Source organism: Amaricoccus sp. (genome assembly GCF_017993425.1).
In the GTDB taxonomy this organism is placed as follows: Bacteria; Pseudomonadota; Alphaproteobacteria; order Rhodobacterales; family Rhodobacteraceae; genus Amaricoccus.
This window is the reverse complement of sequence record NZ_JAGOMQ010000012.1, coordinates 57,102-72,581: the sequence shown is the minus strand read 5'-3', so window position 1 is coordinate 72,581 and position 15,480 is coordinate 57,102. Positions and strand designations below refer to the sequence as shown.

The 15,480-nt window shown below is 70.9% G+C and carries 9 protein-coding genes; 3 read left to right on the top strand and 6 right to left on the bottom strand.

Annotation, left to right across the window (positions count from 1 at the left end):
• Positions 1–45 precede the first annotated feature (45 nt).
• On the top strand, positions 46–795 hold the full coding sequence (gene ubiG, locus KBB57_RS07780; protein WP_290748358.1) for a bifunctional 2-polyprenyl-6-hydroxyphenol methylase/3-demethylubiquinol 3-O-methyltransferase UbiG: 750 nt from the start codon (positions 46–48) through the stop codon (positions 793–795).
• A gap of 37 nt (positions 796–832) precedes the next feature.
• Here the strand turns inward: ubiG and KBB57_RS07775 are convergent, their stop codons facing one another.
• Together KBB57_RS07775 and KBB57_RS07770 are read right to left on the bottom strand one after the other, a co-directional pair.
• Positions 833–3,664 (bottom strand): calcium-binding protein, encoded by a 2,832-nt coding sequence (locus tag KBB57_RS07775; protein ID WP_290748357.1) that lies wholly within the window; start codon positions 3,662–3,664, stop codon positions 833–835.
• 162 nt (positions 3,665–3,826) lie between these two features.
• Positions 3,827–7,741 carry a hypothetical protein gene (locus KBB57_RS07770; protein WP_290748355.1) on the bottom strand — a complete coding sequence of 1,305 codons (3,915 nt, stop codon included), beginning with the start codon at positions 7,739–7,741 and terminating at the stop codon, positions 3,827–3,829.
• A gap of 415 nt (positions 7,742–8,156) precedes the next feature.
• On the opposite strand from KBB57_RS07770, the gene KBB57_RS07765 reads away from it, so the two are divergent.
• A complete protein-coding gene (locus KBB57_RS07765) occupies positions 8,157–9,176 on the top strand; it encodes a LacI family DNA-binding transcriptional regulator (RefSeq protein ID WP_290748354.1) in 1,020 nt (339 codons plus the stop codon).
• Here KBB57_RS07765 and KBB57_RS07760 read toward each other — a convergent pair.
• The 4 genes from KBB57_RS07760 to KBB57_RS07745 form a co-directional block, all read right to left on the bottom strand.
• Complete coding sequence (locus KBB57_RS07760; RefSeq protein ID WP_290748352.1) at positions 9,166–10,338, bottom strand: Gfo/Idh/MocA family oxidoreductase; 1,173 nt, start codon at positions 10,336–10,338, stop codon at positions 9,166–9,168. The genes KBB57_RS07765 and KBB57_RS07760 overlap by 11 nt on opposite strands.
• Before the next feature lie 110 nt (positions 10,339–10,448).
• Positions 10,449–11,288 (bottom strand): sugar phosphate isomerase/epimerase, encoded by an 840-nt coding sequence (locus tag KBB57_RS07755; RefSeq protein ID WP_290748350.1) that lies wholly within the window; start codon positions 11,286–11,288, stop codon positions 10,449–10,451.
• The gene (locus tag KBB57_RS07750; protein ID WP_290748348.1) at positions 11,288–12,343 is read right to left on the bottom strand and encodes a sugar phosphate isomerase/epimerase; all 1,056 of its coding nucleotides are present in this window, start codon (positions 12,341–12,343) and stop codon (positions 11,288–11,290) included. The genes KBB57_RS07755 and KBB57_RS07750 overlap by 1 nt, the downstream gene beginning before the upstream one ends.
• Before the next feature lie 405 nt (positions 12,344–12,748).
• Positions 12,749–14,344, bottom strand: a complete 1,596-nt coding sequence (locus KBB57_RS07745) for a glucan biosynthesis protein (RefSeq protein ID WP_290748346.1) — start codon at positions 14,342–14,344, stop codon at positions 12,749–12,751.
• A gap of 618 nt (positions 14,345–14,962) precedes the next feature.
• Between KBB57_RS07745 and KBB57_RS07740 the strand changes: the two genes are divergently transcribed.
• Entirely contained in the window at positions 14,963–15,478 is a 516-nt protein-coding gene (locus KBB57_RS07740; RefSeq protein ID WP_290748344.1) for a cell division/cell wall cluster transcriptional repressor MraZ, read from the top strand.
• The last annotated feature ends 2 nt before the right edge of the window (positions 15,479–15,480 follow it).

Sequence of the window (15,480 nt, the reverse complement as noted above, 5' to 3'; positions counted from 1 at the left end):
TGCGCGCCGGGTAAGTCATGGGGCAGAGCATCGCAGGTTGGCAAAATGAGCGCAACGCAAACAGGCAGCGTCGACCCCGCCGAGGTCGCCAAGTTCGAGGCGATGGCCGCGGAATGGTGGGACCCGAACGGCAAGTTCAAGCCGCTGCACATGCTGCAGCCCTGCCGGCTCGACTACGTGATCGCCCAGATCGCCGCCGAGTTCGCCCGCGACCCGAAGGCCGACCGCCCCTTCGCGGGCCTGCGCCTGCTCGACATCGGCTGCGGCGGCGGCCTCCTCTGCGAGCCGATGGCGCGGCTCGGGGCCGAGGTCGTCGGCGCCGACGCCGCCGCCCGCAACATCCCCGTCGCGCGCCTCCACGCCGGGCAGTCCGGCCTCGCCATCGACTACCGCCACACCACCGCCGAGGCGCTCGCCGAGGCGGGCGAGAGCTTCGACGTCGTGCTCAACATGGAGGTGGTCGAGCACGTCGCCGACCCGGCCGCCTACCTCGCCTCCTGCGCGGCGCTGCTGCGGCCCGGCGGGCTGATGATCTGCTCGACCCTCAACCGCAACCCGAAGTCCTTCCTGATGGCGATCGTGGGGGCCGAGCACGTCATGCGCTGGCTGCCCAAAGGCACCCACGACTGGCGCAAGTTCCTCACCCCCGACGAGCTCTTCGGCCTCCTCCGCGGCGCCGGCCTCGACCCGGTCGACCGCAAGGGCTTCGTCTTCGACCCGCTCGGCTGGTCCTGGCGCATCTCCGACCGCGACCTCTCGGTCAACTACGTCACCGCCAGCGTGAAGCCGGCATAGGCCCGCGCCGGCCCGGGGGGCCGGCGCGCCGCCCGCGTCAGAGGACGAAATCCGCCAGCGTGTACGAGCCCGCGCCGGTCGCCCCGTCGGTGATGCGGATGGCGAACTCGGGATCCACGTCGGCGTCGAGGTTGGCGTAGACGAAGGTGTCCTGCCCGACGTCCACCGTCCACAGCCCCCCCGCCGCCGTCGAGCCGAAGGTGAAGGCGCCGTTGCCCGCCCCCGACCCGTTCGCGTCGATCCCGGACACGTCGATCCGGTCGCCCGGGCTCCCCCCGGCCCCGTCGAAGGCGACGATCACGTCCGGCGTCCCGAAGGCCGAGTCGCCCACCGACTGGAACACGAACGTGTCGTTGCTCGCCCCGCCGTTCAGCGTGTCGACTCCGGCCCCGCCGATCAGCACGTCGTTCCCGCCGCCGCCATTCAGCGTGTCGTTCCCGGCGAGCCCGCGCAGCGTGTTTCCGAGCCCGTTCCCGCCGATGGTGTTGTTGGCGGCGTTGCCGTTTCCGACCAGCGCCACCACCCCGGTGAGCGTCAGCCGCTCGAACCCGTCCGCCAGCGTGAAGTCGAACGGCGCCTGCACCAGGTCGTTGCCCCCGGACGTGGCCAGGCTCTCCACCATCACATCGCCGGCCTCGCTCAGCACATAGGTGTCGTTGCCGTTCCCGCCGGTCATCACGTCGGCCCCGAGACCGCCGTCCAGCGTGTCGTTGCCGTCGTTGCCGCGCAGGTCGTCCACCCCGTCGAGCCCGCGCAGCGTGTCGTTGCCGAGACCGCCCTGGAGCAGATTCGCGCCCGCCGTGCCGGTCAGCGTGTCGCCGAAGGCCGAGCCGAGCAGGTTCTCGAATCCGCTCAGCGTGTCCACCCCCGCGCCGACCGTGTTCTGCGCCACGGCGACCGACAGGTTCACCACGACGAGGTTCCCCGCCGAGGCGTAGCTCGCCGTGTCCACGCCGCCGAGCCCGTTCAGGATATCCGTCCCGGTGCCGCCCTCGATGACGTTCGCCCCTGCCGTGCCGGTCAGCGTGTCGTTGTTGGACGACCCGATCAGGTTCTCGATCGAGGTCAGCGTGTCGAGCCCGGCGCCGAGCGTGTTCTGCTGCCCGGCGATGCGCAGGTCGACCGTCACCGCCCCCGCGCCCACATAGCTGGCCGTATCGCTACCGCCGCGGCCGTCGATGATGTCGTTCCCGGCCAGCCCGCGGATCACGTTCGCGCCCGTCGTGCCGCGCAAGGTGTCGGAGTTGGTCCCGCCGGTCAGGTTCTCGAACCCCGAGATCGTGTCGGTCCCGCCGCCCCCGGTGGCCTGCGGCGCGGTGATCGCGAGGTCGACATTCACCACCTGGGCGGTCCGCTCGTAGCTCAACTCGTCGGTCCCGGCGCCGCCGGAGATCGTGTCGTTCCCGTTCGAGGCGACGATCCGGTCGTTGCCGTCCCCGCCGATCAGCGTCGACGCCCCGACGGAGACGATGACGTCGTTCCCCGCGCCGCCGTCGGCCGTGTCGCCGACATTGACCAGCAGCGTGTCGTTCCCTGCCTCGCCGAACAGCTGGTCGGCGGCGCTGTCGTTCTGGTCGATCGCCGTGCCCGACCGGCCGGCGAGGAAGTCGTCGCCGGCGCCGCCCCGCAGGACGTCCGCGCCGAGGCCGCCAAGGAGCACATCGTTCCCGCCGAATGCGTTCAGCGTGTCGTTGCCCGCATCGCCGTTGAGCTCGTCCGCCCCGGCGGCGGCGTTCACCGTGTCGTCGCCGTTGCCGCCGAAGAACCAGATCTTGCCGAGATAGCCTGCATTGAAGGTGATGACGTCGTTCTGCACAGAGCCGTTGAGCTGAAAGCCCTCGGTCAGGGTGGCGCTCAGCGTCACGCTCGCCGTGCCGCCGGCGGTCAGGTCCAGCTCCGCGTCGTCGTCGGTCGCCTCGACGCCCGAGACCACGGCGAACTGCGCCAGCTGCGCCGTGGTCATCTCCGCGACGGGGAAGACGCGCCCTCGAAGGTTCAGCTGCTCCACCCCGACGATCGTCGAGCCGGTGACGTCGTAGCTCCCGGTGATGTGCAGGATGTCGTAGCCCGCCCCGCCGTTCAGCATGAGGGGCGCGTCGTCGCTTACCTCGAGCATGTCGTCGCCCGCGCCGCCATTGGCGGTGTCGCCCTCGCGCGCGATCAGGAGGTCGTCGCCCGCCCCGCCGTTCAGCGTGTCGATCCCGTCGCCGCCGTCGAGAATGTCGCTCCCGCCGAGGCCGTTCAGCGTGTCGTTCCCGTCCTCGCCATCGAGCTCATCCGCGCCCGCGCCGGCGTTGACGACGTCGTTCCCCTCGTCGCCGAAGAACCAGATCTTGCCGAGATAGCCCGCGTTGAAGGTGATGCGGTCGTCCTGCTCCGAGCCGTTGAGCTGGAAGCCCTCGCTCAGGGTGGCGCTCAGGTTCACGCTCGCCGCGCCGCCCGTCGTCAGCGTCAGCTCGGCGTCGTCGTCGGTCGCGGTGGAGCCGGAGACGAGGGAGAACTGCGCGAGCTGCGCTGTGGTCATTTCGGCCGACGGAAAGACTCGACCGCGCAGGTTCAACTGCTCGATCCCGGAGAGCGTCGCGCCGGTGATGTTCCAGCCGCCGGTGATGTGCAGGATGTCGTAGCCGGCCCCGCCGCTCAGCACGAGGGGCTCGTCGTCGCTCACCTCCAGCACGTCGTCGCCGGCGCCGCCGAAGCCGCTGTCGTCCTCGCGGATGATCAGCCTGTCGTTCCCCTCGCCGCCGTTCAGCGTGTCGATGCCCGTGCGCCCGTCGAGGGTGTCGTCGCCCCCGAACCCGTTCAGCGTGTCGTTCTCGGCCCCGCCGTTCAGCGTATTGGGATTGTCGTCGCCGTTGATGACGGCCATTGCCGGTCTCCTCACCCCAGACGCCGCGAGAAATCCGGCGCGTTGTCACCCGTGGCGCAGGGTAACAACGCCGGCTCGGCCTCGCAATGGGCGTGAATTCCGCAGTACTCGCAGGCCGATACTTCGGCCGCGTCGGCCCAAAGGGCCGGCGCGGCTTTTGTGTCAGAGGATGAAGTCCGCCAGCGTGTACGAGCCCGCGCTGGTCGCCCCGTCGGTGATGCGGATGGCGAACTCGGGATCCACGTCGGCGTCGAGGTTGGCGTAGACGAAGGTGTCCTGCCCGACGTTCACCGTCCATAGGCCCCCCGCCGCCGTCGAGCCGAAGGTGAAGGCCCCGTCGCCGGCCCCCGCTCCGTTGGCGTCGATCCCGGAGACGTCGATCCGGTCCCCCGGGTTCGGCCCGGCCACGTCGAAGGCGGTGATCACGTCCGGCGTCGCGAAGGGCGAGTCGCTGACCGACTGGAACACGAACGTGTCGTTGTTCGCCCCGCCGTTCAGCGTGTCGACCCCGGCCCCGCCAATCAGCACGTCGTCGCCGCCGCCGCCGTTCAGCGTGTCGTTGCCCGCGAGACCGCGCAGCGTGTTCGCCAGCGAGTTGCCGCCGATGGTGTTGTTCGCCGCGTTGCCGTTACCGACCAGCGCCACCGTCCCCGTCAGCGTCAGCCGCTCGAACCCGTCGGCCAGCGTCCAGTCGACCGCCGACTGCACCAGGTCGTTGCCGCCGCTGGCCGCGACGTCCTCTGAGAGCGTGTCGCCCGCCTCGCTCACCACATAGGTGTCGTTGCCGGTCCCGCCCGCCATCACGTCGGCGCCGGCGCCTCCGTCCAGCGTGTCGTTGCCGTCGTTGCCGCGCAGGTCGTCCACCCCGTCGAGGCCGCGCAGCGTGTCGTTGCCGACGCCGCCCTGCAGCAGGTTCGCGCCCGCGTTGCCGGTCAGCGTGTCGTTGAGCGACGAGCCGAGCAGGTTCTCCACGCCGGTGATCGTGTCGATGCCGGCGCCGATGGTGTTCTGCGCGGCGGTCAGCGACAGGTTCACGCTCACCCCGATCGTCGCCGAGGCGTAGCTCGCCGTGTCGACGCCGCCGAGGCCGCTGATCGTGTCGTTGCCGTCGCCGCCCTCGAGCACGTTGGCCCCGGTGCTGCCGATCAGCGTGTCGTCGCCCGACGACCCGATGAGGTTCTCGATCGCGATCAGGGTGTCGAGCCCGGCGCCCAGCGTGTTCTGCTGCCCGGCGATGCGCAGGTCCACCGTCACCGCCGCGGTCCCGACATAGCTCGCCGTGTCGGCGCCGCCGCGGCCGTTGAGGGTGTCGTTGCCGCCGAGGCCGCGGAGCACGTTGGCCCCCGCGGTGCCGAGCAGCGTGTCGGAGCCGAAGCCCCCCGTCAGGTTCTCGAAGCTCGTCAGCGTGTCGAACCCGCTGCCGGCGCCGGTGTTCTGCGCCGCCGTGATCTGGAGGTCGACGGTGACCGGGCTGCCGGTCTGCTCGTAGCTCACCGTGTCCGTGCCGGCGTTGCCGCTCATGATGTCGTTGCCGAACGAGCCGATCACGTAGTCGTTGCCGTCGCCGCCCGACATCGTCGCCGCCCCGGAGGCGATCAGCCGGTCGTCGCCCGCCCCGCCGTCGCCGACGTCGAGCGCGCTCATCGCCAGCGTGTCGTTGCCGTCCTCGCCGAAGAGCTGGTCCGACGCCGAGTCGTTCGAATCGCCGAACGCGCTGCCCGAGTAGCCGACGATGAGGTCGTCGCCGCCGCCGCCGCGCAGCGTGTCCGTGCCGAGACCGCCCTGCAGGTTGTCATTGCCGCCGAAGCCGAACAGCCGGTCGTTGCCGCCCTCGCCGGCGATGTAGTCGATGCCGCCGCCGCCGTTGATGGTGTCGTTGCCCTCGCCGGCGGTGGTCGTGGTGTTGATCGTCCGGGTCGGGTCGTAGGTGATGATGTCGTTCCCGGCCGAGCCGTAGAGCCGGAACCCGGCTGTCAGCGTCGAATCGAGGAAGATGTCCGCCGTTCCGGCCGCCGTCAGCGACACCTGTGCGCTCGTGTAGTTCGACGCATAGCCCGAGACGAGCTGGAACTGGTCGAGCTGCGCCGCGGTCATCTGCACGTTGCCGTAGGCGTTGAGCTGCTCGATCCCGATGATCGTCGAGCCCGAGACGTCGTAGCTCGAGTTGAACCGCAGGATGTCGCGGTCCGACCCGCCGTCGATCGTCGCCGGGCCGCTCTCCCACACGTCCATGATGTCCGCGCCAGAGCCGCCCGCGCCGGTGTCGCCGGCGCGAACCCGGACGACGTCGTTGCCGCCGCCGCCGTTCAGCGTGTCGATGTCCGCGCCGCCGTCGATCAGGTCGTCGCCGCCGCCGCCGTTCAGGGTGTCGGCGCCGTTGCCGCCGTCGAGGCTGTCGTTGCCGGCGCCGCCGTTCACCCGGTCGTTGCCGTCGCGCATGATGGCGAAGATCGGGGTGGTCCGCGCCGGATCGAAGGTGATGTTGTCGTTCTGCGCCGAGCCGTAGAGGTAGAAGTACGCCGTCAGCGTGGTGTCGAGCCGCAGGTTGCTCACCACGCCGCCGGCGGTCAGCTCGATCTGCCCGGTCGTGTAGTTCGACGCATAGCCGGAGACGAGCTGGAACGAGTTGAGCTGCGCCGCGGTCATCTGCGCGTTGCCGTAGACGTTGACCTGCTCGACGCCCGTCACCGTGGCGCTGCTGATGTCGTAGCTGCTCTCGAAGCGGATGGTGTCGCGGTCCCCGCCGCCGTTGATCACCGCGGGCAGCGAGCCGTTGATCGAGAAGAGGTCGAGCCCCGCCCCGCCGATCGCGGTGTCGCCGGCCCGGACGCGGATCGTGTCGTCGCCGGCGCCGCCGTTCATCGCGTTGACGCCCGCGCCGCCGTCGAGCAGGTCGTTGCCGCCGAGGCCGTTCAGCGTGTCGTCGCCGTTCTCGCCGTTGAGGTTGTCGTTGCCGGCGCCGCCGTTCACCGTGTCGTTGCCGTCGCGCATGAAGGCGTTGATCGTCGTCGCGCGGGTCGGATCGAAGGTGATGATATCGTTCTGCGCCGAGCCGTACAGGTAGAAATAGGCGCTCATCGTCGGGTTCAGCGCCACGCTCGCCGTGCCGCCCGCCGTCAGCGTCACCTGCCCGGTCGTGTAGTTGCTGGCGTAGCCCGCGACCTCGGAGAACTGGTTGAACTGCGCCGCCGTCATCCGCACGTCGCCGTAGACGTTCAGCTGCTCGATCCCGACCAGCGTCGCGCCGGTGATGTCGTAGCTGCTCTCGAAGCGCAGGATGTCGTAGTCGGCGCCGCCGTTCAGCACCGCCGGCAGCGAGGCGTTCACCGACAGGATGTCGTTGCCGGCCGCGCCGTTCGCGGTGGTGCCGGCGCGCACGCGCAGCAGGTCGTCGCCGCCGCCGCCGTTCAGCGTGTCGACGCCGGTCCCGCCGTCGAGCGTGTCGGCGCCGCCGCCGCCGTTCAGCGTGTCGTTGCCGTCCTGGCCGTTCAGGTTGTCGTTGCCGGCGCCGGCGTTCACCGTGTCGTTGCCGACGCCGCCCCAGAACGTCACGTTGACCGTGCGCAGCGGGTCGAAGGTGATGTTGTCGTTCTGTGCCGAGCCGTAGAGCGTGAAGCCCGAGGTCAGCGTCGAATCGAGGAAGACGTTTGCCGTCCCGCCCGCCGTCAGGGTGATCTGGCCGCTGGTGTAGCCGGCCGCGTAGCCGGAGACGAGCTGGAACAGGCCGAGCTGCGCCGCCGTCATCTGCACGTTGCCGTAGAGATTGACCTGCTCGACCCCGGTGACCGTCGCGCCGGAGATGTCGAAGCCGTTCTCGAAGCGGATGATGTCGTAGCCGGCGTTGCCGTTCAGCTGCGCCGGCAGGCTCTCGACGATCGACAGGATGTCGTCGCCGGCCCCGCCGTTGCCGATGTCGCCGAGGCGCATCCGGAGCAGGTCGTCGTCGTCGCCGCCGTTCAGCGTGTCGATGCCCGCGCCGCCGTCGAGCGTGTCGTTGCCGCCGAGCCCGTTCAGCGTGTCGGCGGCCGCCGTTCCGTTCAGCGGATCCGGGCCAGGCCCGCCATTGATCACCGCCATGATGTCTTCCCCTCTCGTTGGACTGTCCACGGCTCGCCGGATACTCGCGCCGCGGCAGAACAAATCCGCCGCGCACGCGTTCTCAAGCGACCCGTTCTAGGTGAGCGCCGCTAAACCACAGGTTGTTATCCTGCGCCGTGACACATTCTAGTTCTGAAGTTGGCTGCGCCTGCCGGTTCAATTGCGACAAGTTACCAGTCCGGCGGGCTTCGCGCAACCATCGTGGAAGGATCGCCTACCCACGCGCCGCGCGAACTGCCCCCGCTGGACCGAAACTGGTCCTATCCGGAACAATCGTCATGCGATGGGATACGCCGGCAAGGACGCGTGCAACCCCCGGCGGAACAGCCTTGCCTTTCCGAGGCCGCGGCGCAAATGTCGGTGCAAAGACCATCATTGCATGCGGGAGGCGAGTATGGGCATCCGCACGTTGGCGCGCGAACTGGATCTCTCCATCGGCACGGTTTCGAGGGCGCTCAACGGCCGCCCCGACGTCAACGAGTCGACGCGGGCCCGGGTCAAGGCCGCCGCCGCGGCCGCGGGCTACGAGCCCAACCAGTCCGGCCGCAGCCTGCGCAAGGGCTGCACCGGCATGGTCGCCGCCCTCGTCCCCACCTCGGTGATCGGCCCGCAGGTCGATTCGATCTTCGGCCGGGTCTTCGAGGGCGTCCGCCGCACCCTGCACCGCGAGGACGTCGACCTCATGGTGCTGTTCCGCGGCCCCGAGGAGGACCCCCTCGCCAACCTCCAGCGCGTCGTCTCCCGCCGCATCGCCGACGCGATCATCCTCACCCAGACCCGCCGCCACGACCCGCGAATCGCCTGCCTCGAGGCCACGGGGACCCGGTTCGTCTGCTTCGGCCGCAGCGCCGATCCGGGCAGCCACCCTTGGGTCGACTTCGACTTCGAGACCGCCGCCGCCGAGGCCGCGCGCGCCTTCGCCGCCGCCGGCCAGCGCCGCCTCGCCCTCGTCACCAACGAGTTCGACCTCAACTACAACGACATCCTGCGCCGGGTCTTCCGCGCCGAGGCCGAGCGCCTCGGCGTCGAGGCGCAGATCCTAGCCACCCGCGCCTACCGCCTCACCGACGACTCCCGCGCCGCCCTCGCCGACCCGGGCCGCGCGCCGACCGCCTTCCTCGCCGGCAACGAGACCATCGCCGCCGGGCTCTACCGCGAGCTCGCCGCCCTCGGCCGCCCCGTCGGCCGCAGCTCCTCGATGATCTGCGCGCTGCCCGCGCTCGCCCCCGGCGCCGTCGCGCCCACGCTGTCGAGCTTCGAGACCGACCTCGACGCCGTCGGCTGCGCGCTCGGCCGCCACCTGCTCGCCATCCTGCCCGGCTTCGGGCCGCGCCGCGCCCCGCCGGTCGGCCCCACCCCCGGCCGCCTCGTGCTCCGCGGCAGCGAGACGGCCCGGGCGCTGCTCACGGCGTGACCCAGGCCCCGTTGCGGGCGGACGACCGCACGCAGGCGTCGACGAAGGCGACGCCCGCCACGCCCTCCTCCAGCGAGGGGAACACCACGTCCGCCGGGACCGCCTTCCCCTCCTGCCGCGCCCGGATCGCCCGCGCCGCCTCGGCGTAGATGTTGGCGAAGCCCTCCAGATAGCCCTCCGGATGCCCCGGCGGCGTGCGCGTCACCCGCGCCGCCTCCGGCCCCGAGCCCGCCCCGCCCCGGGTGATCAGCCGCCGCGGCTCGCCCAGCGGCGTGAACCACAGGTAGTTCGGGTCCTCCTGCGCCCATTCCAGCCCGCCCTTCTCGCCGAAGACGCGCAGCCGCAGCGCGTTCTCGCAGCCGGGCGCCACCTGGCTGCACCACAGCATCCCGCGCGCGCCCCCCTCGAAGCGCAGCAGCACATGCCCGTTGTCGTCCACCCGCCGCCCCGGCACGAAAGCCTGCAGGTCGGCCGCCAAGCTCTCCAGCCTCAACCCCGTCACGAAGCAGGCGAGATTATAGGCATGGGTTCCAATGTCGCCCGTCGACCCGCCCGCCCCGGTCCGCGCCGGATCCGTGCGCCAGTCCGCCTGCTTCTGCCCGCTCTGCTCGATCGGCGTCGCCAGCCAGTCCTGCGCATACTCCGCCTGCACCACCCGGATCTTGCCGAGCAGCCCCTCGGCCACCATCGCCCGCGCCTGCCGGATCATCGGATAGCCGGTGTAGTTGTGCGTCAGCACGAAGAGCGCATCCGACTCCCCCGCGGCCTTCGCCAGCCGCCGCGCCTCGGCGAGCGTCGCGGTCATCGGCTTGTCGCAGATCACGTGGATGCCGCGCTTCAGGAACGCCCGCGCCGCCGGGGCGTGCATGTGGTTCGGCGTGACGATCGCCACCGCCTCGATCCCGTCCTTCAGCCGCGCCTCGCGCTTCGCCATCGCCTCGAAGTCGTCATAGACCCGGTCCGGCGCGAGGCCGAGCGCCGCGCCGCTTGCCCGCGACCTCTCCGGCGTCGAGCTCAGCGCCCCCGCCACCAGCTCGAACTCGCCGTCGATGCGCGCCGCGATGCGATGCACGCCCCCGATGAAGGCGTCCTTGCCGCCCCCGACCATCCCGAGCCGGATCCTGCGCGGCGCGCCCCCGGCCGCGGTTCCCTCGATCGCCATCCTGTCCTCCCTCCCCGGCGCCGCAAGGGCGCACTTTGTCTTATTCTAATAAAATCAACTACATAACCCCCCTATCACGCGTGTTAGCGCGTGCCGGGGAGCCCCGAGGCTCAGGCCGCCAGCCCGGCGCGGATGGCCTTGATCCCGTCCCGCACCACCTCGGTCTCGTCGACGTAGAACTTCCGCCACACCCGCGTCGCGGCGGCCAGCGCCGGCAGCGCCAGCCCGAAGGCCTCGATGGTCAGCCAGCCGTCGTAGCCGACCGCCTTCAGCGCCGCGAGCGTCTCCGCGAGCGGCACATGCCCCTTGCCGGGCGTGCCGCGGTCGTTCTCCGAGATATGGACGTGGGTGATCTGCGTCGCCGTCTCGGCGATGACCCCGACCGGGTCCTTCTCCTCGATGTTGGCGTGGAACGTGTCGTAGAGATACCCGAAGTTCGGCCGCCGCACCGCCCGCACATGCGCCGCCGCCTGCGCCGCGGTGTTGAGCACGTAGCACTCGAACCGGTTCAGCGGCTCGATGGCGAGCGTCAGGTCGCCGGCATAGTCCGCCATCGCCCGATGCGCCTCCACGAGCCTCGCCAGCTCCTCCTCCGTGGGCCCCGCCCCGGAGAACACGCCCAGCGGCTGGTGGAACGGCCCGCACAGCACGTCCGCCCGCAGCGCCTTGGTGCAGTCGACGAGCCAGCGCAGATGCGCAGCAGCCCCCTCCCGCGCCCGCGCGTCCGCCGAGATCGGGCTCCGCTCCGCGTCGGGCACCAGCCCGACCGCCGTCACCCCCAGCCCCAGATCGGCGATCCGCCGGCCCAGCACCTCGTACTGCGCCGGATCGCCGTCGAAGAGCGGGATCTCCACCCCGTCATAGCCGGCCGCCTTGATCGTCTCGAGCGCGTGCCCGTGCTCCTCGGTGACGAATCCGGTCCAGAGCAGCAGGTTGAAGCCGATCCGCATCACCCGATCCCCAGCAGCCGCCGGTTCGCCGCCTCGTCGGTCCCGCCGGCCGCGAAATCGTCGAAGGCCTTCTCCGTCACCCGGATGATGTGCGCCTTGACGAACTCCGCCCCCTCGCGGGCCCCGTCCTCGGGATGCTTCAGGCAGCATTCCCACTCCACCACGGCCCAGCCGTCGAAGCCGTTCGCCGCCATCTTCGAGAACACCGCCCCGAAATCCACCTGCCCGTCGCCGAGCGACCGGAACCGGCCCGCCCGGTCCACCCAGGGCGCGAAGCCGGAATAGACCCCCTGCCGCCCGGTCGGGTTGAACTCGGCGTCCTTGACGTGGAACATGCGGATCCGCTCGCGGTAGACGTCGATGTTGTCGAGATAGTCGAGGCATTGCAGCACGTAGTGCGACGGGTCGTAGAGCATGCAGGCCCGCGCATGGTTCCCGGTCCGCTCGAGGAACATCTCGTAGGTGGTCCCGTCGAAGAGGTCCTCGCCCGGGTGGATCTCGAAGCAGACATCCACCCCGCATTCCTCGGCATGATCGAGGATCGGCTTCCACCGTCGCGCCAGCTCGTCGAACGCCGTCTCGATCAGCCCCGCCGGCCGCTGCGGCCAAGGATAGACGAAGGGCCAGGCCAGCGCGCCCGAGAACGTCGCCTGCGCCGTCAGCCCGAGGTTCCGCGACGCGCTCAGCGCCTTCCTCACCTGGTCCACGGCCCATTCCTGCCGCGCCTTGGGGTTCCCGCGCACCTCCGGCGCCGCGAACCCGTCGAACGGCGCGTCATAGGCCGGATGCACCGCGACGAGCTGCCCCTGCAGATGCGTGGAGAGCTCCGTCACCTCCACCCCGTTCGCCGCCGCGACGCCCTTGACCTCGTCGCAGTAATCCTTCGACTCCGCCGCCTTCGCGACGTCGAAGAGCCGCCCGTCCCACGACGGCAGCTGCACCCCCTTGTAGCCGATCTCGCCCGCCCATTTCGTGATGGCGTCCCACGAGTTGAACGGCGCCGCATCCCCGGCGAACTGCGCCAGGAACAGGGCGGGGCCCTTGATGGTCTTCATGTAGTCCTCCCCGGTGTTTTCCCGCACTAATCCAGGGTCTGCCCCCGCCGCGCAAGCCCCCCGCGCCCGGCCCCCAACGCCCGAGGGCCCCGCCCGTCGGCCCCCGCCGCGCACGCCCCCGTGCCGCTCACCGCCGCGACCCTCGGAACCGTCCGTCCGCTCTCCCCACGCGCGCCCCGCCCGCTACCGCGGTCAGCCTCAAGCCAATCATCCGGCGCAGAACACCAAGGCAGGCGCCGCGATGGCCCCGGCCTTCGCCTCGGCAAGATCGGACGGACCGAGTCGGAACCTGCCGGCCGGGCGCCCGGATACCGCGCGCCCAGCCGCCCGACGCCCCCAGCCGCGCGCCCGCGCCGCGGTCGGGCAGCCTCGCCGCGGTCGGGCAGCCTCGCCGCGCCCTCCTGATCAGGCGTGCGAGTCGAGCAGCGCGTGCAGCTGCGACGGGAAAGCCTGGGCGATCCAGGTCTCGCTCTTCGCCTGCCCGTCGTGGGAGACGTACATGCGCAGGTTGATCGGCTCGTCCGTCCCGTCCGCGGGGCCGATGTCGAGGTCGAACATCACCCGCCACCCCGTCGCCTCGGCGATCGGATAGGCCACCGTCAGCCCCAGCTCGCCCCGGCTCGCCTCCACCACCGCCTCGACGCCGGACGTCCGGTCGAGCCCCTCGAAGCCGCGGCCGTCGAGGTCGACCACGAACTTCACCACGTTCTCCGGCCGCGGCTGCCCCGGCACGCCGCCCGCGCCGATCCGCGTCGCGGTGAACCGCGCCACCGCCGCCTCCGGGCTCGTCTCCACCCAGTGCAGCCGGTAGGCGGTCGCGAACGACGCCCCCGCCGTCGCCGGCGCCTCCGGCCGCCAGAAGGCCACCAGGTTGTCGTGGATCTCGTCGTTGGTCGACAGCTCCACCAGCGTCACCGCGCCCCGCCCCCAGTCGCCGACGGGCTCCACCCACACGGTCGCTCGGCGCTCGTAGAACACCCCGTCGTCCTGGTACTCCGCAAAGCTCCGCTCCCGCTGCGCCAGCCCGAACCCGCGCGGGTTCTCGTCCACGAAGGCGTTGGTCATCGCCCGCGGCGGGTTGTTGAGCGGCCGCCAGATCCGCTCGCCGGCGCCGGTCAGGATCTCCAGCCCGTCGCTGTCATGCACCTCCGGCCGCCAGTCCGGCGAGACGAAGCGGTTGCTCTTGCCGAACCAGAACATCGAGGTCAGCGGCGCAAGCCCGAGGAGCCCGATGTCGCCGCGCACGAAGATCTCGGCGTCGACGTCCTGCACGATCCCCTCGGTCCCCCGCGTCGAGGCGATGCGGTAGGCCCCGGTGGTCCGCGGGCTCTCCATCAGCGCGTAGACGACCAGCCCGCCCCCCGGCGCCCGCTCCAGCCAGAACCGGGTGAAGCGCGGGAACTCCTCCGGCGTCCCGGCGGCGGTGTCGATGGCGAGGCCCCGCACCGACATGCCGAACTGCCCGGAATAGCCGGCGGTCCGCCAGTAGGAGGCCCCGAGGAACGCCATCCAGTCGTTCTTCTGCTCCGGATCCATCACCCGGAACCCGGCGAGCCCGGTGTCCGGCCCGAGCGCCCGCGCCGGATGGCCCTCCGGCATGTCGAAGAGCGCCGCCGCATAGGGGATCTCGCGCGCCATGCCGTTCTCGACGTCGAAGATGCGCACCGGCTCCTTGAAGTAGCGGCCGGGGTGGAAGAACCGGACCTTCGCCGCCTCCGGATCGTCGGCCCAGAGCGTGTGGTCGGCCCGGTAGGTGATCTGGTTGTGCAGGTCGTAGTCGATGCTCTCGAGGATCGCCGCGTTCGGGACCGGCGCCGGCTCGAAGGGCCGCTGCGCCAGGTCCCGCGCCATCGCCTTCAGCCCGTCGAACGAGAAGGGCTCGGCCGGCCCGGTCGCGACCTGGTCGTCGGCCGCGCGGGCGAGCGCGGGCAAGAGGAAGAAGGCGCCTGACGCGAGCGCTGCGGCGAGCGCCTCGCGGCGGGTGACGGAACCGGTTCTCACGACGGGGCTCTTTCGCTGGCTGGGGTCTCTGTGGGCGCGCGGATGCTACTTGCGCCCGCGCCCGCCCTCAAGCGCGCGCGTGAACGAGCGGCGCCAACTCGCCGGGACGCCATGGCTTTCCCCCGATTCGATCCCGCAGCGCGCCCGCGAAAGCCCGGCCGCCGCCCCGGCCCATGACCGTGGCGATTTTTATGTATTGTTCTTACAACTCCCGGTTGCACAATATGTGGTATGCCTCCGCCACAGGGCACACAACAAGTTCCGCGGCGGTGCCGATTTGGCTTGACCTGTGGCGCCGAAGCAGCTGGAAAATGGGCGCAATCCCATCTGGTGGTGGAAAATACCGTTGTTTCCCACGATCTCCCATGATACATACTGGACCCACGGGAAGGCGGCGGTCACAGGTTCGAGGGCGGCAAGACCCACGGCGCGAAACACGGCAGGTTTCATACAGGCCCGCCGCTTTCCCAGACGAAACGAGAGACCCGGCGCGGACAGAACGAGCAGGCAGGCGCAGTCGGGCCGAGGGCCCCAGAGGGACCAGGGCGGGTCGTGCTGCAGGTGGCACGGCCCGTCTTTTTGTCTCCCGGGGCGGTGAGAGGACAGGAGCGGGCCCGGGTGTCGCGGCGGTTCAAGGGCGAATCGGTCCACAAGGTGGATGCGAAGGGTCGCGTGTCGATCCCCGCCCAGTTTCGCCGCGTCCTCGAGGAAGGCGATCCCGACTGGGTCGCCGGCGCCGCGCCGAGCCTCGTCGTCATTCACGGCCGCACCGAGGCCAGACGCCTCGAATGCTTCACCATCCGCGCCATGGAGCAGCTCGACGACCTCGTCTCGTCGATGAACGCCTTCGACGACGACACCGACGACCTCGCCTACGTGCTGAACAGCCAGGCGGCCTATGTCAGCCTCGACGACACCGGCCGCATCGTGCTGAGCCAGAAGCTGCGCGACGCCGCCGGCCTCGGCGACGAGGCGACCTTCTCCGGCATGGGCGACCGCTTCGACATCTGGGAGAGCGGCGCCTACGCCGCCCACGCCGCCGAGATGGCCGCGCGACGCCACGCCCGCGGCGGCGCGGGCGTGGCGCAGCTCCTCGAGAAGGCGCGGCGCGAGCGGGCCGGAGGCGGAGCATGATG

Bases quoted from the DNA above. Each gene is read 5' to 3' on its own strand.
- KBB57_RS07750 (WP_290748348.1), bottom strand. From the start codon at position 12,343: ATGAAGACCATCAAGGGCCCCGCCCTGTTCCTGGCGCAGTTCGCCGGG.
- KBB57_RS07765 (WP_290748354.1), top strand. From the start codon at position 8,157: ATGGGCATCCGCACGTTGGCGCGCGAACTGGATCTCTCCATCGGCACG.
- KBB57_RS07775 (WP_290748357.1), bottom strand. From the start codon at position 3,664: ATGGCCGTCATCAACGGCGACGACAATCCCAATACGCTGAACGGCGGG.
- KBB57_RS07755 (WP_290748350.1), bottom strand. From the start codon at position 11,288: ATGCGGATCGGCTTCAACCTGCTGCTCTGGACCGGATTCGTCACCGAG.
- KBB57_RS07770 (WP_290748355.1), bottom strand. From the start codon at position 7,741: ATGGCGGTGATCAATGGCGGGCCTGGCCCGGATCCGCTGAACGGAACG.
- ubiG (WP_290748358.1), top strand. From the start codon at position 46: ATGAGCGCAACGCAAACAGGCAGCGTCGACCCCGCCGAGGTCGCCAAG.
- KBB57_RS07760 (WP_290748352.1), bottom strand. From the start codon at position 10,338: ATGGCGATCGAGGGAACCGCGGCCGGGGGCGCGCCGCGCAGGATCCGG.